The 19,525-nt window shown below is 71.2% G+C and carries 14 protein-coding genes and 2 tRNA genes; 14 read left to right on the forward strand and 2 right to left on the reverse strand.

Features of this window, described 5'->3' with window-relative positions; translation table 11 throughout:
• The first annotated feature begins 6 nt into the window (after positions 1–6).
• From SAVERM_RS28045 to SAVERM_RS28095, 11 genes are all read left to right on the forward strand, one after another.
• Positions 7–321: a pore-forming ESAT-6 family protein gene (locus SAVERM_RS28045; RefSeq protein ID WP_010986835.1), complete on the forward strand. Its 315-nt coding sequence runs from the start codon at positions 7–9 to the stop codon at positions 319–321.
• A gap of 58 nt (positions 322–379) precedes the next feature.
• A complete protein-coding gene (locus SAVERM_RS28050; protein WP_010986836.1) occupies positions 380–775 on the forward strand; it encodes a DUF6507 family protein in 396 nt (131 codons plus the stop codon).
• Positions 772–3,246, forward strand: coding sequence for an ADP-ribosyltransferase (locus tag SAVERM_RS28055; RefSeq protein ID WP_010986837.1), 2,475 nt, complete (start codon positions 772–774; stop codon positions 3,244–3,246). Before SAVERM_RS28050 ends, SAVERM_RS28055 begins: the two co-directional genes overlap by 4 nt.
• A gap of 59 nt (positions 3,247–3,305) precedes the next feature.
• Complete coding sequence (locus tag SAVERM_RS28060) at positions 3,306–3,710, forward strand: hypothetical protein (RefSeq protein WP_037645677.1); 405 nt, start codon at positions 3,306–3,308, stop codon at positions 3,708–3,710.
• A 157-nt stretch (positions 3,711–3,867) separates the two neighbouring features.
• Positions 3,868–4,449, forward strand: coding sequence for a hypothetical protein (locus SAVERM_RS40475; RefSeq protein ID WP_052082292.1), 582 nt, complete (start codon positions 3,868–3,870; stop codon positions 4,447–4,449).
• Between the two features lie 114 nt (positions 4,450–4,563).
• Positions 4,564–5,007, forward strand: a complete 444-nt coding sequence (locus SAVERM_RS28070; protein ID WP_037645332.1) for an HD domain-containing protein — start codon at positions 4,564–4,566, stop codon at positions 5,005–5,007.
• A 62-nt stretch (positions 5,008–5,069) separates the two neighbouring features.
• On the forward strand, positions 5,070–5,393 hold the full coding sequence (locus SAVERM_RS28075; protein ID WP_037645340.1) for a hypothetical protein: 324 nt from the start codon (positions 5,070–5,072) through the stop codon (positions 5,391–5,393).
• A 76-nt stretch (positions 5,394–5,469) separates the two neighbouring features.
• Positions 5,470–6,825: a type VII secretion integral membrane protein EccD gene (gene eccD / locus SAVERM_RS28080; RefSeq protein WP_010986842.1), complete on the forward strand. Its 1,356-nt coding sequence runs from the start codon at positions 5,470–5,472 to the stop codon at positions 6,823–6,825.
• Between the two features lie 270 nt (positions 6,826–7,095).
• Positions 7,096–8,196: a MinD/ParA family ATP-binding protein gene (locus tag SAVERM_RS28085; protein ID WP_010986843.1), complete on the forward strand. Its 1,101-nt coding sequence runs from the start codon at positions 7,096–7,098 to the stop codon at positions 8,194–8,196.
• A 21-nt stretch (positions 8,197–8,217) separates the two neighbouring features.
• Entirely contained in the window at positions 8,218–12,192 is a 3,975-nt protein-coding gene (locus SAVERM_RS28090; protein ID WP_010986844.1) for a type VII secretion protein EccC, read from the forward strand.
• A 135-nt stretch (positions 12,193–12,327) separates the two neighbouring features.
• Positions 12,328–13,758, forward strand: coding sequence for a DUF6177 family protein (locus SAVERM_RS28095; protein WP_010986845.1), 1,431 nt, complete (start codon positions 12,328–12,330; stop codon positions 13,756–13,758).
• Positions 13,759–13,876: 118 nt separating this feature from the next.
• Here SAVERM_RS28095 and SAVERM_RS28100 read toward each other — a convergent pair whose 3' ends face one another.
• Positions 13,877–15,076 (reverse strand): acyltransferase family protein, encoded by a 1,200-nt coding sequence (locus SAVERM_RS28100; RefSeq protein WP_037645682.1) that lies wholly within the window; start codon positions 15,074–15,076, stop codon positions 13,877–13,879.
• Positions 15,077–15,709: 633 nt separating this feature from the next.
• Between SAVERM_RS28100 and SAVERM_RS28105 the strand changes: the two genes are divergently transcribed.
• Positions 15,710–15,904 (forward strand): hypothetical protein, encoded by a 195-nt coding sequence (locus tag SAVERM_RS28105; protein ID WP_010986847.1) that lies wholly within the window; start codon positions 15,710–15,712, stop codon positions 15,902–15,904.
• A 377-nt stretch (positions 15,905–16,281) separates the two neighbouring features.
• Here SAVERM_RS28105 and SAVERM_RS28110 read toward each other — a convergent pair.
• Positions 16,282–16,355 (reverse strand) — tRNA-Gly (locus SAVERM_RS28110).
• Positions 16,356–16,508: 153 nt separating this feature from the next.
• Here SAVERM_RS28110 and SAVERM_RS28115 point away from each other — a divergent pair.
• Positions 16,509–16,585 (forward strand) — tRNA-Pro (locus SAVERM_RS28115).
• Between the two features lie 185 nt (positions 16,586–16,770).
• Positions 16,771–18,162 (forward strand): trigger factor, encoded by a 1,392-nt coding sequence (gene tig, locus SAVERM_RS28120; protein ID WP_010986848.1) that lies wholly within the window; start codon positions 16,771–16,773, stop codon positions 18,160–18,162.
• The last annotated feature ends 1,363 nt before the right edge of the window (positions 18,163–19,525 follow it).

The raw sequence follows: 19,525 nt of genomic DNA on the forward strand, positions 1-19,525 counted from the left end.
TGTGTGATGGCTGGTGCGGGTTCGGATCGTCGGTCGTACGACACGGGTGCGTCGGCGGATGCGCAGGGCAATATCCAGGCGGTGATCGGCCGGTTGGAGGAGGTCATCGCGGCGCGGGACCGGCAGGTGAAGGCGGCGATGTCGGATTTCGCGGCTGATGGTGTGGCGGATGAGTACCACGGCAAGGAACTGCGGTGGAATCGCGCGTCGACCGAGGTGAAGAGCATTATCCAGCTGTTGAAGACGACGCTGGAGAAGAACGACGGGACGGCGCAGTCGACGATCTCGAAGGCGAAGGCGGCGGTCGACAACATCGGCTGAGCCGACAGTCGACGGCTGACACGGGCGTGGGCAACGGGGAACGCGGAGGACGACGCGGATGACCGGCTGGGATCTGAAGCCGCAGGGTATTCAGGGTGTGCTGAAGACGACGGGTGAGACGGCGTCGCACATCGAGACGCATGCGAAGTCGTACGGGAAGCATCTGACGTCGGCGGCGACGAACGCCGGGACGATCTCCGCGGAGGGCGGCGGCGAGCAGGGCGGCGAGAAGCCGTCGGGCGGTCTGGTCGCTCTCGCCCTGTCCCAGTACGCCGAACACGCGGCCACTGACCTGAAGTTCATCGCGGCGCGGGCGGGCAAGTCGTTGCAGGGTGCGGTGGATGCGACGACGGCGTATCTGAACGGGGATCAGGAGATGGCCGCGGAGGCGCAGCGCAAGGCGTTGTCGGCGCCGGATCTTGATCCGATGAAGCCGGGGGTGCAGACGTCGTGATCAAGCCGGAGGCGATTCCGCAGTACACGGGGAATCTGGAACAGCTGGAGAAGGACTACGGCAGTCTGAAGACGGTTGCCGGGAGTATCCGGACCACCGGCAAGGACGTGCACTCGCAGTTCCAGGGGTTGTCGGCGTATTACACGGCGCCGGAGGCGGAGCAGTTGTTCGCGTCGACGAAGCCGGTGGCGGACCGGGCGGACGGGTTCGCGGACGATCTGGAGAAGGTGTCCGGTGCCCTGTCGTCGTACTCGACCGAGGTGCGTCCGCTGGTCCAGAAGCTGGAGCAGCTGAAGCTGGACGCGACGAAGTTCGTCAGCTCGGTCAAGGGTGACGACGACTGGGAGTACGACGAGGACAAGATCGACGAGCACAACAAGATCCGGGATGACGTGACGGCGACCGTCGCGGCGTTCTGGGCTGCGGAGCGCACCTGCCACAACGCGATCACCAAGCTGTTCGGTGGGACGCAGATGGTGGCGGGGGACGGTTCGGACCGTAAGGACCAGTACGGGTTCAACGCGGACGACCTGAAGAACGCGAAGCTTCCCTGGGGTGACCCGATGGAGGAGAAACATCACGTCTGGGAGGTCGGGCACTGGGTCAAGTCGTTCGTGTGGGACGGCCTGATCGTGGACGGCGTCTGGGGCACCATCAAGGGTCTGGGCACGCTGGTCGGGTTCGGCGGCTGGGACGCGATGGGCCAGGCCTGGAAGGGTCTCGCACAGCTCGCGACCGGTCTGGCGATCTCCTCGATTCCGGGTGCGAGCGCGTTGTTCTGGACGTTGCCGGACGACAAGCTGCCCTCCTGGCTGCGGGATTCGCGTACCGCGATGAAGGAGACCGGCAAGGCGCTGGTGGCGTGGGACGAGTGGGGCAAGAACCCGGGCCGGGCCGCGGGTGCGGTCACCTTCAATGTGCTGACCACCGTGTTCACCGGCGGTGCGGGTGGTGCGGCGGCTGGTGCCGGGAAGGCGGGCGCGGTCGCGAAGGTGCTGTCCGTGGCGGGCAAGGCGGGCAAGTTCATCGACCCGATGACGTATGTCGCCAAGGGCGCGGGCGCGGGCCTGTCGAAGATCGGTGACATCGCGAAGGGCCTGAAGGGGATCGGCAACATCGAGATCCCCAAACTCCCCGACGGTTCGGTGCAACTCCCCGACGGCCGCCTCCTGGAGCCGAACGGCGATCTCGTGGGCCCGGGCGGTGTCGTCGACACGACGCCGGTCCCGCACGAGCCGGTGCTCCCGGCCCACTGGACCATCCAGGAGCCCGCGCTCTCCGGGGTGCGTGCCGGTGACGGTCTGCCTGGTGGCGTGGCGCATGCGGGCGATTCGTTGCCGACGGGCGGTCACTACGACACGTCGTTGCCGAGCGGTGCCGCGGACCATGTGCCGGGCGGAACGGCCGGGCACACGCCCAGCGGTACGGCCGCGCACACGCCGAGCGGAACGTTCGACGGGACACCGACGTCGTACGACCACACCCCGACGGCCACGCCGCACGACGTGCCGACGGGCACCCCGCACACCGGGCACGACCTCCCGAGCGGCGGCGGCCACCCGCCGGAGCCGCACGGCACGGGGCACGACACCCCGGGCGGCCACACGGACGACGCGTCCCACGGCTCCGGGCACGACGGGCCGGGTCACGGGCACGACGGCACCGGGCACACGGACGACGCGGCGCACGTCGGCGACCACGCGGGCGTCGACCACGCCGCCGTGGACGCCGCCGCGCACCACGGCACCGACACTCCGGTCGCGCCGGGGCACTCGGGTGCGGATGCGGCGGGGCACGGCGGGGCCGGGGAGCCGTTCGAGTACGAGCCGCACATGTCGGGGGACGACTTCGAAGAACTGGCCACCGACGCGGAGAAACACGCGGTGGCCACGGCGGAACTGGAGCGGGGCACGAACCCCGCGGCCAGCCTCAGCGACGACGCGGGGCAGGCGTACGGCGACGCGTACTGGAACGACTACGTGGACAACCTCGACCCCTCCGGGAGAGAGGCGCTCCGCACGTACACCGGTCACGACTACACGGAGATCAACAGCCACCTCCGGGGCGAGAACCCCGATGTGTATCCCGAGACGCTGCACACCATCGACGAGATGGACCGCGTCATGGGCACCCGTCCCGTGCCCGAGGACATCATGATCGTCCGCGGTACCGGGATCGAGCACCTCAAGCTGAGGTCGCCGCTCGACATGCTGGGCAACACCTACGGGGACGGCGCGTACACCTCGTCGGCGCTCGGCAGGACGGTGCCGCCCGCCTTCGCGTGGAAGCCGGTCGTCATGCACTGGCGGGTACCGAAGGGGACGCCCGCCCTCTGGCTGGACAAGATCTCCAAGCACCCCGGGGAACGGGAGCTGCTCCTCGCCCGCGGTACCCAGTACAAGGTGACGCGCGTCTTCATGGACGAGGCGGGCAAGTGGCACGTCTACGGGGAGGTCCTGCCCAGGCCGTAGCGAGCGGCGTCGGCGGACCCTCGTTGCGGATCAGGCAGAGGTAAAGGAATGTGGACTTCATGAGCAGTGAACAACCGATCAACCCGCGCTTCGACGACGACCTGAGGTTCGTGGAGAGCCCGGGCGGCCCGCCGCGCTATCGGGACTGGACCGAGAAGCCGGTGCAGTACTTCACGGTGGTCGACAAGCAGGGCGGCGGGGTCCTCGGGTACGTGTGGGCCGGCGACGAGGACGACGCCGCCGCGTACGAGCCGCGGCAGGCCGCCGGACCCCGAGGGGTGAACGCGGGCATCTCCTGGGGCAGTCGGCTGCGCAAAGCCAAGGAACGGGGCATCCGACCGTCCGAGGCCCTCGCCGAGTTGGTGGCCGACCCGGAGCCGGGCGGCACGGGACGGCCCCTGCCCGGCTCCCTCACCGACGCCCCGAACGCCGCCGCGGTCGACGCCCTCGCCAAGAGCGACTAGCCGACGGCCGGTTCCGGGCCGTGGCGGAAGGCCCGCTGGACGCCGTCGCGGAGTCGCTGAGGCCGAGGGCCCTGAGTTGGTGTCGGCGCGCTCCGCGCGGTACACATATCCGCTCAGGTGATCAGAAACATTGCAGACTCCACGGGGGACAAGCACCATGACCACGCCGCCGGCACCCAACCCGCACCAGCAGCCGCACCCGCAGGCCAATCCCTACGCCCAGCCGCAGGCCAACCCCTATGCCCTACAGGGCGGTCACCCGCAGGCCCCCGGGTACGGCGCCCCCGGGTACGGCGCCGTACCTCCGCAGGCCGGCCCCCAGTGGGGCGCCCCGTACGGGCCCGGTGCGTACCTTTCGTGCAAGTTCTGTGGAGGTGCGCCCGCCGTCGACGTCACCTTCCGGGCCCATCGGGGCCTGTTGATCCTGATGTCGTTCCAGAAGCTGTCCGGGCCGATGTGCGCGACCTGCGGGCTGGGCGTCCAGCGGGCCATGACCACCCAGACCCTGTGGCAGGGCTGGTGGAGCCCGTTCTCGCTGTTCCTGTTCACGCCGTTCACGCTCGTCTGGAACCTCATCGCCCGCGGCAAGGTGACGAAGCTCCAGCCCCCGCAGCCCGGGCAGCACGGCCCGCAGGTCGACCCCGGTGAGCCGGTGCACCGGCGGGGCCTCGCCTACGTGGCACTCGTCCCGGTCCTGTGGATCTGCTTCATGATCGCGCAGGGTCTGACCCAGTCGTAGCACCCGTACCTGGGGTGTACTGCCCGCTCATGCATGCCTTATGTTGCAGAGGCAAAGTTAGGGGGAGCCTGCTTTATGCCGCAGGAAGGGCGAGCACAGGCGCAGCCGCGGCTCATGGCCTTGGCGGAGGTCGAGGCCGTCGCGCGCACCGCGCATGCCGCGCAGAAGGACAAGGCCGGACGGCCGTACGCGGAGCATCTGCAGGCCGTCGCCGAGGGAGTACGGGCTCGCGGCGGAGCGGACGAACTCGTCGCCGCCGCCTGGCTGCACGACTCCGTGGAGGACGGCGTGCTCAGCGAGCGGTGGCTGGCGGACGCGGCCCTGTCGCAGCGCACGAAGGACGTCGTCCGGGCCGTGACCAAGCGCGCGGGGGAGGATCCCGAGGCGTACGCCCGGCGCATCCTCGCCACCCCCGGGGCCCGGCTCGTCAAGGCGGCGGACCTCGCGCACAACGCCGACCCGCGGCGGCTCGCCGTACTCGACGGCCCGACCGCCGAGCGGCTCACCCTCAAGTACGCCGCCATGCGCGCGTATCTCGGCCTCGGCGCCGAGGACTGACGGCGGGCGGACGAAGACGTGCGACCACTGGACGTGCGACCACTGAAGGACCGGGACGACTGATGGCACGGGACTACGACAGCCAGCTGCTGGAGTCGGTGGCGGTGCGCCGGCGGCGGATGCGCGACGCGCTGCTGTTCGGCGCGCAGCGCGGCCGCCGCACGGTGGACGAGCGGTTCGGCAAGGTGTTCGCCGGGATCGCGATCGCCGCCGTCCTGTGCGCCGGATGCATCGGCTGGTCCTTCCTCCAGGCCACCCTGGCGAAGCAGAAGGCCGAGCAGAAGAAACAGCAACAGCAGCAGGAGCAGCTGTACAACCCGTCGGGGCAGAGCGCCACACCCAAGGCCTCGGGCGGGACCCCGACACAGGGTTCGGAGAAGAAGTGAACGAGGCCGCACGAGCGGGCATGAACGCGTCATGGAAGGCCCGTTCCCGAAACTTCGCGATGATAGGTTCCCGTAAGTGGTGAGCACTGCAACGACTTCCCGGGCCCAGCTGAGCCGAGTGACCCTGGTCGGCGAGCGACGGCGAGCCGACATCGTCCTGCCGTCGGACACCCCGATCGGTCAACTGCTTCCCGACATCCTCCAGTTGCTCGACGACCGGGCCGCCGCGCGCCCCATGACCCGACAGCTGATCACCTCCGACGGCTCGGTGCTGCCGCACGACGCCACGCTGTCCTCGGCCGAGGTCGCCGACGGCGCGGTACTCCAGCTCGTACGCGCCCACTCCGCGCCGCCCGCCCCGGTCGTGCACGACGTGACCGACCAGGTGGCCGACGACCTCGACCTGCGGGCCTGGCGCTGGCGCCCTTCCGCGCGCCGGGCGAGCGCCGGGGTGGCGACCGTCGCCTTCGCGGTGCTCGCGGCCGTACTCGCCCGCCGCGAGTTCGCCCTGGAGTCCCTCACCGGAGGCCTGGTCGCCGCCACGCTTCTGTTCCTGGTGACCGGCGCTCTCGTCGCCAGGATCGGGGACGGCAACCGAGGCCTCGCCACCGCCCTGCTGCTCGCCTGCGGCGGACTCGGGCTGCTCACCGCGTGGACCGCGGCCGACGCGTACCACTGGCCGGGCACGGCCCGCCTCGCCGCCGTCGTGGCGGCGCTGGTGCTCACGCTCGTCCTGCTCGCGTTCTTCTCGCCGCTGGGCCGCGGCGGACTCATCGGCGCCGGAGGGACCGCCGTCATCGCGATCGTCTGGGAAGCCGTCGCCGCGGTACAGGACCAGCCGGCCCGGCTCGGCGCCGTGATGGCCGTCTTCTCCGTGGTGCTGCTCGGGCTGCTGCCCCGGTTCGCGCTGATGGCGTCCGGGCTCACCGGCCTCGACGACCGCCGCTCCGGGGGCGTCTCCGTCAGCCGCCACCAGGTGGGCAACGCCCTGGCCGCCACGCACCGCGGGCTCGCCCTCGCCACCATCGCGACCGCCGCCTCGGCCGCCGCCGGGGGCTGGCTGGTGACCACCGCCGGGACGCCGACCGTGTGGACCGTGACCCTCGCCTCGCTGACCGCGGTGGTGCTGCTGTCGCGGGCCCGGGCGTTCCCGCTGGTCGCCGAGGTGGTGGCGCTGTTCGCCGCCGCGGCCCTCCTCGGCGTACGCCTGGTCATGGTGTGGCTGGACCACGACGGCGGTGCCGCGCCGCTCATCGTGCTGTGCGCCGCCTCGGTGCTGCCGTTGCTCGTGCTCGCCGTGCAGCCGCCCGAGCACGTACAGGTCCGGCTCCGGCGGAGCGCCGACCTGATCGAGTCCATCGGCGTCATCGGGCTCTTCCCGCTGGCCGTCGGCGTCTTCGGTATCTACGGGCAACTGCTCAACAAGTTCTGAGTCGACGTCGGCACACCGGCACACGCGGTGAGTCGGCACACGGGCGCTGCGGTGGCGGGGCCGCGCCGCAGGGGAAACAACGCAGGAGAGAGCAGGAGAGAAGGGCGACATGCCGAACGGCGACAACTGGCAGAGCGATGTGCTGCGCGATCTGAAGGGCGGTGCCGCGCGGCAGCAGAGCGCGCAGGGGCCGGCCGCACAGGCGCAGGGCACGCCTGCCGCGGGGGCTCCGCGGCCGCCGCAGGGCGACCCCGCCACAAGGTACCCGGCGTGCCCGCACCAGGGTCAGGGCGGCCACGGAGCTCACCCCGTACCCGGCGCACCCACCAGCCCTCCGCACCCGCCGAGGCCCAGGCCCAGGCCCAACAGGCGTACACGGCCCAGCAGCCGCACGCCCCGCAGCCGCAAGCCCGGTCCGCCGCCCACCTCCCCGGCGCACGTCCCGCCCGCACCCCCGACTCCCGCCCCGTCGTGGACAAGACCCTCGCCGGGGCCGGCCTCAAGCCCCGGCACGGCGAGCCCTTCGCCACCCGTGCCGTGCGCGCCGTACGCCGTACCGTCTCCTCCTCCGCCGCCCGCGAGGTCGCCGAGACCACCGCCACCGCCGAGGTCCTTCAGCAGGCGGTGACCACGGGACGGCAGATCGCCGTCACCTCGATCCGCGGCGGCGCCGGCAAGTCCACCATCGCGGCGCTGCTCGGCACCACGTACGCGCACTACCGGCACGACCCCGTCCTCCTCGTCGAGGCCGACCCCGCGCTCGGCACACTGCCGCTCCGGCTCGGCGCCGAGACGCTGCGCTGGACCACCGGGGACGTCGCCGGCATCGTCGAACCGCAGATGTCACTGCTCGACGTCACCGGCTACCTCGTCCAACTCCCCGACAACGCCTGGCTGTTGCCGGGCAGCCAGGGGCAGATCGGCGCGATGCTCGACCTCAGGTCGTACGAGAAGGTCATGGTGTCGCTGCGCCGCTACTTCGGCGTGACCGTCGTGGACTGCGAGACGCTGCCCGCCGAGGTCGCCCGCGTCGCGTTGTCCGCCTCGCAGGCGCGGGTGCTGGCGGTGCCCGCGACGCTGGAGGGCGTCTCCAGTACGTACGCCGTCCTGGAGTGGATGCGCGGGCTGCCCCGGCATGTCATCGCCGGGACCGTCGTCGTGCTGACCGAGACGGTGCCGCACTCCGGACTCGACCTCGACAAGGCCGCCGAGAAACTGAGGGCGACCGGCGCGAGCGTCCAGCTCCTGCCGTACGACCGGCATCTGGCGGCCGGGGGCGTGATCCGCACGGAACTCCTCGCGCAGCCCACCCGCCTGGCGGCCACCCGCCTGGCGGCCCAGGTCTTCGAGCTCTCCCAGCAGCGCCGCTGATTCAGGGGGAGGAGAAGGAAGATGAGCACCCGACTGATCCACCGCCCGGCCCGGACCACCCGTCCCGCCGCCGCGTCCGAGCCGCGCACCATCGAGGCGCCGCCCAACCTGCCCGAGGGCAAGTCCGGCAGCATCGCGACCTCGCTGCTGCCCGTCGCCGGCGTCATGTCGTCCGTCGTGATGATGACCGTCGTACGCAACAGCCAGTTCGCGGGGCTCGGCGCGATCATCCTCGTCGTCACGATCGTCGGTTCCATGGCCCTGGTCTTCTCCCAGCGCGGCAAGGCCCAGCGCACGCGCCGAACCCAGCGCGAGGCCTATCTCGCCTACCTGGAGGACCTGCGCGAGGAACTGTCCAAGGAGGAGCGGGAGCGCCGGGAACGCGCCGGGGTCCTCAATCCGCCGCCGGACGCGCTGTACGACATAGTGCGCGACCCGGCGCGGCTGTGGGAGCGCCGCCGGGTGGACGGCGACTTCCTGCGCGTCCGCGTCGGCACCGGCGAAATGCCCGTACGCGACCTCAAGGTCGCCCAGCAGGGGTCCTCCGTCCTCACCCCGCCCGACCAGTTCATGTTGAACGAGGCGTCCGCGCTGATGTCCCGCTTCAGCACCGGCACCGAACTCCCGCTCACCGTCCCGCTCGACCGCGTCGGCAACATCAGCGTCATCGGCCCCCGCGAGGACACCCTGCGCGTCGCCCGCGCCCTGCTCGTCCAGGCCGCCGCCACGCACGCCCCCGACGACGTCGCCATGGCGCTCGCCGTGCCGGGGGACCGGCTGGCCGACTGGGAGTGGGCCAAGTGGCTGCCCCACCTCCTCGACACCGAGCAGTTCGACGGGCCGGTCGCCGCCCGGCGCATCGCCCCCTCCACGCCTCAACTCGCCCGCCAGATCGGCCCGGAGCTGCGCCGACGCGCCTCCTTCGCGGCCGAGGTACGCCGCGGCCTGTCCGGCAAGGACGCCCTCTCGATGTCCTCGCGGCTGCTCGTCGTCACCGACGGGCACGGCGAGGACGCCGTCGACCTGCCACGACCCGACGACGCGGTCGGCCTGCGCGACATGGGTGTCACGGTGCTGCACCTGCTCGACCAGCGGGTGCAGGAGCCCGGCAGCGTCGGGGTCCGGATCACCGTCGACGGCGACCGCATCGTCATCGAGGACCTGCGGGAGGCCGAGCCGATCGGTGCGCACGGCACCGTCGACGAGGTCAGCGTCCCGTTCGCCGAGGGCCTGGCCCGGATGCTCGCCCCGATGCGGCTGTCCGCCGAGTCGATGGTCGACGCGCCGCTGACCGGCCCGGTCGACTTCGCCGAACTGCTCGGCATCGACGACGTCGCCCATCTCGAACTCGACCAGCTGTGGGCGCCGCGCGGCGAAAGAGCGTTCCTCCGCGTCCCGATCGGCATCAGCGACTCCCGCGAGCCGGTACTCCTGGACCTGAAGGAGTCCTCCGAGCTGGGCATGGGCCCGCACGGCCTGTGCGTCGGCGCCACCGGCTCCGGCAAGTCCGAACTCCTGCGCACCCTCGTCCTCGCCCTGGTCGCCACGCATCCGCCGGAGGACCTCGCCCTCGTCCTCGTCGACTACAAGGGCGGCGCCACCTTCGCCCCCTTCGCGGACCTCCCGCACGTCGCCGGCGTCATCACCAACCTGGAGAACCAGGCCGGTCTGGTGGAGCGTGTGCACGCGTCACTGGCCGGCGAGGTCAAGCGCCGCCAGCAGGTCCTCAAGGACGCGGGCAACGTCGCCGACATCGGCCACTACGCCGCCCTGCGCGCCGAGAAGCGCCCCGACCTGGACCCGCTGCCGCACCTCTTCGTGGTCATCGACGAGTTCGGCGAACTCCTCACCGCCAAGCCCGACTTCATCGACCTGTTCCTGTCCATCGGCCGCATCGGCCGGTCCATCGGCGTCCACCTGCTGCTGTCCAGCCAGCGCATCGAGGGCGGCAAGCTCAAGGGCCTGGACACCTACCTCTCCTACCGGCTCGGTCTGCGGACGTTCTCCGCCGACGAGTCGCGTACGGTCCTGGACACCACGGACGCCTTCCACCTGCCGCCGCTGCCCGGCTTCGGCTACCTCAAGGTCGACACCAGCCACTACGAGCGCTTCAAGGCCAGCTACGTCTCCGGCGGCTACCGGGGCCCCGTGCAGCGCGAGACCGAGGACACCGGACCGCTCGCGCTCGAGTACCAGGCCTTCAACACCCTCGGCGAGTCCCAGAGTTCGGGACCCGACGAGCCGAAGATGCGGCGTCGGGAGACCGGGCCGACCGAGATGGGCGTCCTCGTCGAGCAGATCGAGAACGCGGACACCGCGCCCGTACGCCAGATCTGGCTGCCCCCGCTGCCCGACGCCATCGCCCTCGACAAGGTCGCGGGCCCGCTCGACGTCGGGGCCCGCGGCATGCAGCTCGCCAAGCGCCGCGGCCCGCTCCAGGTGCCGCTCGGCGTCCTGGACGACCCGACCAAGCAGTGGCAGGGCCAGTGGTACCTGGACCTCACGGTCGCGGGCGGCCACGCGGCGGTCATCGGCGGCCCCCAGTCCGGCAAGACGACCCTCCTGCGGACCCTGGCGCTCTCCCTCTCGCTGACGCACACCCCGCAAGAAGTCGGCATCTACGGCCTCGACCTGGTCGGCGGCGGCCTCCAGGCCCTCTCCGGGCTGCCGCACGTCGGCGGGGTCGCCGGCCGCGCCGACCGGGAGCGCGCCGGACGCACCATCGACTCCGTACGCGGCATGCTCAACCAGCGCGAGGAACTCTTCCGCGTCCACAACATCGACTCGCTGGAGCAACTGCGCGACCTGCGCGCGGCGGGCCGCCTGCCCGAACTCGCCTCCACCGAGATCGTGCTGCTCATCGACGGCTTCGGCGCGCTGCGCGACGACTTCGAGGAGCTGGACGACGCCGTCGTCGACATCCTCAAGCGCGGCGGCGGCTACGGCATCCACGTCGTCGCCGGCATGCTCCGCTGGAACGATGTGCGCATCGCCACCCAGTCCCAGTTCGGCACCCGTGTCGAGCTGCGCCTGAACGACCCCAGCGAGTCCAGCATCGACCGCAAGCTCGCCGAGACCCTCGCGCCGGAGGAGAAGGGCCGCATCCTCACCGACGGCAAGCTGTTCGCGCAGGTCGCCCTGCCGCGCACCGACGGCCTCCCCGACAAGGCGGACCTCGGCGCGGTCCTGGAGCGCACCGCCCGCACCGTCCGCGCCACCTGGACCGGCGAAGTCGCCCAGCCCGTAAGGGTGTTGCCGCACATCCTGGAACCACAGCTGCTGCCCGGTCCGGCCGCCGAACCGCGCCGGGTGCCCATCGGCCTCGACCAGACCCAGCTCGCGCCGGTCCTGCTCGACCTGTTCGCGCACGACCAGCACCTGGTGATCATGGGTGACAGCGAGTGCGGCAAGACCAACCTGCTCAAGGTGATCGCGGACGGGCTCATCGAGCGCTACAGCGAGGACGAGCTGGTCTTCGCGGTGATGGACCCGCGGCGCGGTCTGCGCGGGGCGATCCCCGAGGAGTACCGGGGCGGGTACGCGTACAACTCCAAGCTGTGCGCGGGCCTTTCGGCGGGTATCGCCACCGAACTGGAGAAGCGGCTGCCGGACGAGAGCGCCGACAGCGAGGACCTGGAACCGGGCAGCTGGGGTTCGGGCCCGCGCATCGTGATCCTCGTCGACGACTACGACGTCCTGACGACCGCGGGCCAGCAGCCGCTCGCCCCGTTCATCCCGTACATCCCCTCCGCCGTCGACATCGGCCTCCACTTCGTCCTCACCCGCCGTGTCGCGGGCGCCGCGCGCGGCCTGTACGAGCCGCTGCTCCAGGGCCTGCGCGAGTCGGGCGCCTCGGCGCTGGTGATGGCGGGCGACCGCAGCGAGGGCCAGCTCTTCCCCGGCGTGTACGCCACCCAGCAGCCCTCGGGCCGCGGGGTGCTGGTCCGCAGGGGCGAACCGAACCGGCTGATCCAGACGGTGTACGCGGCCGGGTGATCCGGAGGGGAAACCGTCCGGGGCGCACGAGGCGTCCCGGACAGCAGAGGCGTACGACACCCGAGCCAGCCGTACGCCGCCAGCCGTATGCCGTACGACACCCAAGCCGAGCGACGCGAAGGACCGGCCCACCTCATGACCAAGGACGTCATCGCCCTCACGAAGAAGATGCCCGACCCGCTGAGCGTGCTCGCGGGCCTGCTCTCCGGCGGCCCCGACAAGCTGGTGGGCGCCGAGGGCGAAGGCGCGGTCGTCCAGCTCTGCGACGAGGAGGGGCGCCCCCTGGTCTCCGTGGAGGCGCCGCTGCTCGTGCAGGTCAGGGGCGAGGCCCAGCGGCTGCTCGGCGCGACGGAGCCCGAGGTGCCGTACTGGTGGACCGAGGCCCGCGCCACCACCGGCGTCAAGGAGGCCGAGCAACTCGCCGGAACGTTCGCGGCGCGGCTCGCCTCCCTGGTCGGGGGCACCGCCTGGCCACCGCAGGCCGCGGGCTCGCTGGCCGTGGTGAAGGCGGACGGGGTGCGCGCCGCGCCGACGCCGGCCGCCGCGCAGCCCGCCGTGGACGTCCTGACCGACAAGGTCGCCGTCGTCATCCAGGACCGCCCGGTCGTCGCCATGACGGCCTGGCTCTCGGACGCGCTGCGCGCCGCCGCCAACGCCGAGCTCGGCCTCCAGATCGTCACCCCCGCGGGCACCCGCCTCTCCCCCGCCGTCCGCAACAGCCTGCCGGGCTGGCCCTCGCGGTGGGTCGTGCAGGACGAGAAGGACGGCTACTACGACGGTCTGTCGGGCGCCGTGCTCCAGTGGACGAACGGCCTGTTCGCCACGGTCGAGTCGCCCGACGCCACCCCGCAGGACCCGCACACCCCGGTCGCCGACGCCTTCAAGAAGGGCCTCGCGGAGGAAGGCGACACGGGAGAGCGCCAACTGGCCATCTCCTTCCGCACGATCCACCCGGCCGACGACCGCCTCGTGCTCGGCGGTGCCCTGGAGTCCGTATGGCGCGGCATCACCGGTGAACCGCCGGCCGGCTGGGGCACCGAGGAACCCGCCAACCTCCCCTGGTCCCTGCGGCAGTTGACGGACGTGGCCTTCGAGCGGTCGCCCGCGCCCACCTGGCTGGTGGTCGTCGGCAGCCCGGAGCGGCCGGGGCTCGCGACGGTCCGCGTCAGCCGTACGACGGGCGGTGTGGAGGAGGACGTCACACTGGCGTTCGGCTACGGCCCCGGCGAGGAGCCGCCGGTGGACGCCCTGCCGAAGGTCGCGGAGACCCTCGCGACCCGGCACGACCTCCAGTCGATGCTCGTCCAGATCCGCAAGGCCCGCCGCGACCTGTCCGTGCCGCCGCGCTTCGAGGGCCCCGGCGTCCCGCTGGCGTTCGCACTCGGCGCCGAGGAGGTCCGCGCGATGCCCGGCGACCGTGCCCGCCGCACCCCCCTGGCGCAGCCGCCCGTCCAACTCGGCCCGAAGACCCGCCCGGCCCTGTACTACCCGCTGCCGGGCGACCCGTCGGACCTGTCGGGCTGGCAGGACTTCGAACGGCTGATGCGGCACCTGAAAGGCGCGTGACAGCAAGGTGGCCGGGGTCCGTTGAGGACCCCGGCCACCGACGCACGACTCATAAGTACAAGCACAAGCACAAGCACAAGTACAAGTACAAGCACAGGTGCAGGTGCGGGTACCGGTACTAGGCCTTGGCCCGCTCCCGCGCGATCTCTGTCGCGTCCCGCTTGAACGCCCACTCCATCTTCGGCTCCATCGCGAACCGGAAGATCCGCTGCACCGGAGGCGTGCACAGCACGGTGATCAGCGTGGCCGCGAACACGGTCGCGATGACCTCGCCGTACGGCGTCTGCAACCACGCGGCGTCGTACCAGTCCCAGAACCGGGAGCCCTTGGCGATGAAGCCGTGCAGCAGATAGCCGTACAGCGTGCCCGCGCCGAGCGCCGTGAACCACATCTTGCGGCGCGGCACCCAGGCGAAGAAGCAGCTGGTGACCACCAGCGAGCAGCCGAAGAGCGCGAGCGTCATCACGACACCGGCCCACCAGGGCGCGCCCAGCTCCTGCGCGCTGTCCCGGTGGTAGAACCAGGCCGAGTTCATGCGCGGACCCGCCCAGTACGCCACCGCCAGCGCGATCGCGAAGACGGGCACCGACAGGACGCGCACCTCACGGCGGCGCAGCAGCTGGAAGTGCTCGGGCTTCATGAACAGGCCCACGACGAAGAACGGCAGGAACTGAAGCACCCGCTGAAGGTCCAGGTCGTCGCCGATGTCGGGTGAGACGGAGGCGAGGACCGCGATGGCCAGTGCGAGCGGCACCGGCCAGCGCACGACCTTCCACAGCGGGGTGGTCAGCCGCCACACGAACAACGCGACCAGGAACCAGGTCAGATACCAGGGGTCGAGCAGGCTGATCGGATGCCCCGGGTCGTTGTCGGCCCAGCGCTTGAAGAGGGAGTACGCCACCTCGAAGAGCACGTAGGGCACGGCGACGCCGGTCACCAGCCGCTTGAGCCGGTCCGGCCGCATGTCGAAACTACGTGAGAAATAGCCGGATATGAGGATGAAGGCCGGCATGTGGAAGGTGTAGACGACCATGTACAGCGCCTCGGCGGCGCGGCTGTGGTCGGTCAGCGGCTCCCAGGCGTGCCCCATCGCGACGAACACGATGGCCAGGTACTTGGCGTTGTCAAAGAACGCGTCGCGTTGTTTGACCGGTTTGCTCTCGGGGGAGGCGGCCTGTGAGGCACCCCGTGAGGTCTGTGAAATCTGCGAGGACGACGAGTTCTGCGGGGCACGAGGACTCGGCACTCCGTCCACCGGCGGCTGTGCCGGGGGGAGCGGCGCTCCGTGCTGGCCGTGCGGTCGTAGCGAGTTCGTCACAGAGCCTCCCACCGGGAACTCGGCGGGACGGTCCGGGACCTCGCTGCGCATGCGGGGGACGAGGCAGCGGTGAACATCTGAGGCACCCTAGCGTTGTCTATGGGATTTCGTAAAACCCTCGATGTGAATCCTGCTTTCGCCTGCGCATACCCCGGATTTGAGGAAGTCGACATCGGTGGGTACGTGCTCTAGCTCACACCGATCCGCAGGTATGCGCGTCGATTGGCCTACCCCGGGCGGGTGTTGTGTCCGCATTCATCCGTACTAAATGGTGCATAGCGTCCGCAGGCGACTCTGGTGAAATGTCCGGCTGATTACCTCATTCGAATTGTCTGCGGACAAGTTGTGTGGACATGGAAACGATCACTTTGAATTTCCTGTCGGGTGCACTCTCGAATTGCTGTGCGGGGCAGTCCTGTTCGGCGCCCTCGCCCCGCTGTCGGGCCGCCGTCGCGCGTTCGTCGAGGGTGCGGGCCTGCGGGCCTCCGGGCGGGCTCCCGGGACTGAAGTGGTCGACGATGCCTCACCGGCCGCATATGGAGGGCCGGTTGGTGGCACGATGGTTCTGGCGGGGGTGTGCTGAGTTGGCGCCCCCGGGCCGGGAGTGCGGACCGACCGAGGGTGTGATCAGTTGTGGCCATTTCGCTGTCAGTGGTACTGCTGTTGGCGATCATCCTGGTGGTGTTGATCCGAGGGGGATCGATCAAGGCGGGCCCCGCGATCGTGGCGGTCCTCTTCGGCTTCTTCCTCGCCTCGACCGGCATGGCTCCGTCCATCAACCGGTTCCTCGACTCGATAGCGGAGACGATCAACTCGATCAGCTTCTGAGCGGGCGCGCGGAGGGAGTCGCCGGGGTCGGCGGCCCGGGTCGTCCGCGAGCGGTACGCGGACGCCGCCGCGCCGCGCTGTGCCGAGTCACGCCATGCCCGGTGATCCCGGTCGTCGACGCGCTGTATACCCCCGGGCGACCTGTATACCCCCGGACGCCCCGCATGTCCCGTGTGTCCCGTGCATCGCGTGCGTCGTGCACGGGTTCCGCTCGTTGTACTCCGTTGCGGTACGACACCAGCGGCCGGCTGACACTCCACGGACGCGGCCTTCGCCCTGCGCCTCCACCTGCGCAGCCGCCGTGCCGCGGCCCGGAAGGCTTCCGAAACGCCTCAGGCCCGGCGAGGGAATGGATCCCTCGCCGGGCCTGAGGCGAATGGAGCGGGCGACGGGAATCGAACCCGCGTAGCTAGTTTGGAAGACTAGGGCTCTACCATTGAGCTACGCCCGCACAGGTCGCGCCGCAGGTCAGTGACCGCGGCACTGAAGGCATCGTAGCGGGTCGTGCGGCCCTGTCGCACACCCCTTTCCCGCCGCGCGCCGGAGCCCGCGAAATGCGGCAGCCGCACTGCCTGCGGGCATGTACCCTACGTGTCGCACCAGACGGGGTGTGGCGCAGCTTGGTAGCGCGTCCGCTTTGGGAGCGGAAGGCCGTGGGTTCAAATCCCGCCACCCCGACCATCGTGCCGGTCCACCGGCAAGATCACCTTTTGGGGCGTGTACCGCCTGCGGTTACTATGCAGGTTGCGCGCCCGTGTCTGCATTCTTATGTCTCTCAAGGGCCCGCGAATCCGCTGAGGCACTGCCGACTCGGCAGAACCAAGCAGTAGAACCCCCCAAGAAGTCAGCCACAAGGAGACCGAACCGTGAAGAGCGCCGTGGAGACCCTGAACCCGACTCGGGTTCGGCTCACTGTTGAGGTGCCCTTCGAGGAGCTCAAGGACAGCCTCGACGCGGCGTACAAGAAGATCAACCAGCAGGTCACGGTGAAGGGCTTCCGTAAGGGCAAGATCCCGGCCCGCGTCATCGACCAGCGGTTCGGCCGCGGTGCCGTGCTGGAGGAGGCCGTCAACGACGCGCTCCCGAAGTTCTACACCGAGGCGGTCAACGAGGCCGAGCTGAACCCGCTGGGCCAGCCCGAGGTCGACATCACGGAGCTGAAGGACGGCGAGACGCTGAACTTCACCGCCGAGGTCGACGTCCGCCCGACCATCGAGATCCCGGACTACTCCGGCATCGAGGTCGAGGTCGACGCGGTCGAGGTCAGCGACGAGGACGTCGAGAAGGCCGTCACCGAGCTGCGTGAGCGCTTCGCGTCGACCTCCCCGGTCGAGCGCGCCGCCGAGGACGGCGACGTCGTGACGCTCGACCTGGAGGCCAAGGTCGACGGCGAGGTCCTCGAGGACGGCGTCGCCGAGGGTGTCTCCTACACCATCGGCTCCGGCGAGCTGCTGGACGGCATCGACGACGCCGTGAAGGGCCTGGAGGCCGGTGGCGAGACCACCTTCACCTCCGAGCTCAAGGGTGGCTCGGCGGCCGGCAAGGAGGCCGAGGTCACCGTCAAGGTCAGCCAGGTCGCCGCGCGCGAACTGCCCGAGCTGGACGACGACTTCGCGCAGCTCGCGTCCGAGTTCGACACCCTGGAGGAGCTGAAGGCGGACAGCCGCAAGCGCCTCGAGAACATGAAGCAGTACGACCAGGCCACGCAGGCCCAGGAGCGCGTCCTGGAGAAGCTGCTGGAGCTCGCCGAGGTGCCCGTCCCCGAGAAGCTGCTCGAGGACGAGATCAACACCCGCAAGCACAACCTGGAGCACCACCAGCTCGGCCAGATGGGCCTCGACCTCGAGAAGTACCTCGAGATCCAGGGCAAGACGGTCGAGGAGTTCGACGCCGAGACCAAGGAAGCGGCGGTCAAGGGCATCAAGACGCAGTTCGTCCTCGACGAGCTCGTCAACAAGGAGAAGCTCAACGTCAACCAGGAGGAGCTCACCGAGCACCTCATGCGGCGTGCGGCTTCCTCCGGCATGTCCCCCGACCAGTTCGCCCAGGCGGTCGTCGAGGGTGGCCAGGTCCCGATGCTGGTCGGCGAGGTCGCCCGCGGCAAGGCGCTGGCCGTCGTGGTCGAGGCCGCCACGGTGAAGGACACCAACGGCGAGATCGTCGACCTGGACGACGAGGACGAGACCGAGTCCACCCCGGAGACGACCGAGGCCGCCGAGGCTGCCGAGGAGTCCACCGAGGACAAGCCCGAGGCGTAACCCTCAGGCGCACCACCAGTCACACACCGGGCCCCGGGACGCATCACGCGCCCCGGGGCCCGGTGCCGTGTGCGCCGTCTTGCCGGAGGCCTCGTGCGGGCCCGTCGGCTCGGTCCGCGGCCGCCCCGGGGCCCGCCGCGGACCGAGCCGACGGGCCTGTTGCCGTCTGGGCCGGCAGGCCTGGGGGGCCTGTCGCCGGACGCGTCGAACGGCCCGGTACTCGTGGCTGCCCGCCGGTGCGGCCACGAGCCCGCGGCCCGTCGCCGCACGCTGCGGGCAGAAGACGCCCGTGGTCGCCGAGGCCCGCAGGCCGCCTCTTCCCCGCCGGGGCGACGATCGGCCCGTACGCCGCCGCCCGACGGCGCCGAACCGCCCCCGCCCGATGCTCGAGCCGGCCGCCGGCCCTGGTCCCCTGACTCCCGGAGCAGGGCCCCGGACCGGGGCCTGGGCCCCTGGCTCCCGGGGCCTGAGCCCTGGCCCCCGCATCGGGGCCTCGGTCCCCGGGCCTGGGACTCCGGCTTGCGGAGCCGGGCCCCCGGACCCCCTCGGTCCCCGGGCCTGGTCGCCTGACTGCCGGAGCCGGGCCCCGGGCCCCGGACCCAGGCCCCGGGCCCCCGGATCCTGGGCCTGGGAGCCCGGCTTGCAGAGCCAGGCCTCGGCCCTGACTCCCGGAGCCGGGCCCCCGGACCCCCTCGGTCCCCGGGCCTGGGAGCCCGGCTTGCGGAGCCAGGCCTGGTCCCCTGACTCCCGGAGCTGGGCCCCGGACCGGGGCCTCGGTCCCCGGGCCTGGGACCCCAGCTTGCGGAGCCGGGCCTGGTCCCCTGACTCCCGGAGCCGGACCCCCGGACCGGGCCCTGAGCCCCTGGCTCCCGGGCCTGAAACCCCGGACCGCGGGCCTGAGACCCCGGACCCGGGCCTGGGTCCTCGGCCCCCGGGCCCGACCCCGGCCCCCGGAGCCGGGCCTCGGTCCCGGCCTGGGACCCCGGCTCCCGGGCGGGGCCTCCCGGCTCCCGGGCGGAGCCCCACCAGGCCCTCCGGGCGGACCCCCCGTGCCGGGGATCACGCAGGCACCCCCACCGGAGCACACCCGCCCCGCCTACCGGAGCGCACCCACCCCCGCCCACCCGAGCGCACCCGCCCCGCCCACCCGAGCGCACCCACCCCCCAACGCAGCGCAGCGCACGCGCATGCGCTCACAGCGAACAGTCGTGGAAGCGGGATGGCCTCCGCCTGCCTGCGCGTTAGGGTCCATGAATACGAGGGCAGGGGAGTCCCCGAAGCCGCCCCGAGCGGTGTTGCACCGGGGTCCCACGCCCCCAGCAGAAGACGTGAGACGGCCCGGCGCCGTCGTAAGACGAGCAGG

This window comes from Streptomyces avermitilis MA-4680 = NBRC 14893 (assembly GCF_000009765.2).
GTDB classification, from domain to species: Bacteria; Actinomycetota; Actinomycetes; order Streptomycetales; family Streptomycetaceae; genus Streptomyces; species Streptomyces avermitilis.

What these genes read in the sequence shown, in the direction of transcription:
- SAVERM_RS28045 (WP_010986835.1), top strand. Translation starts at nt 7, where the DNA reads ATGGCTGGTGCGGGTTCGGATCGTCGGTCGTACGACACGGGTGCGTCG.
- SAVERM_RS28050 (WP_010986836.1), top strand. Translation starts at nt 380, where the DNA reads ATGACCGGCTGGGATCTGAAGCCGCAGGGTATTCAGGGTGTGCTGAAG.
- SAVERM_RS28060 (WP_037645677.1), top strand. Translation starts at nt 3,306, where the DNA reads ATGAGCAGTGAACAACCGATCAACCCGCGCTTCGACGACGACCTGAGG.
- SAVERM_RS40475 (WP_052082292.1), top strand. Translation starts at nt 3,868, where the DNA reads ATGACCACGCCGCCGGCACCCAACCCGCACCAGCAGCCGCACCCGCAG.
- SAVERM_RS28070 (WP_037645332.1), top strand. Translation starts at nt 4,564, where the DNA reads ATGGCCTTGGCGGAGGTCGAGGCCGTCGCGCGCACCGCGCATGCCGCG.
- SAVERM_RS28075 (WP_037645340.1), top strand. Translation starts at nt 5,070, where the DNA reads ATGGCACGGGACTACGACAGCCAGCTGCTGGAGTCGGTGGCGGTGCGC.
- SAVERM_RS28090 (WP_010986844.1), top strand. Translation starts at nt 8,218, where the DNA reads ATGAGCACCCGACTGATCCACCGCCCGGCCCGGACCACCCGTCCCGCC.
- SAVERM_RS28095 (WP_010986845.1), top strand. Translation starts at nt 12,328, where the DNA reads ATGACCAAGGACGTCATCGCCCTCACGAAGAAGATGCCCGACCCGCTG.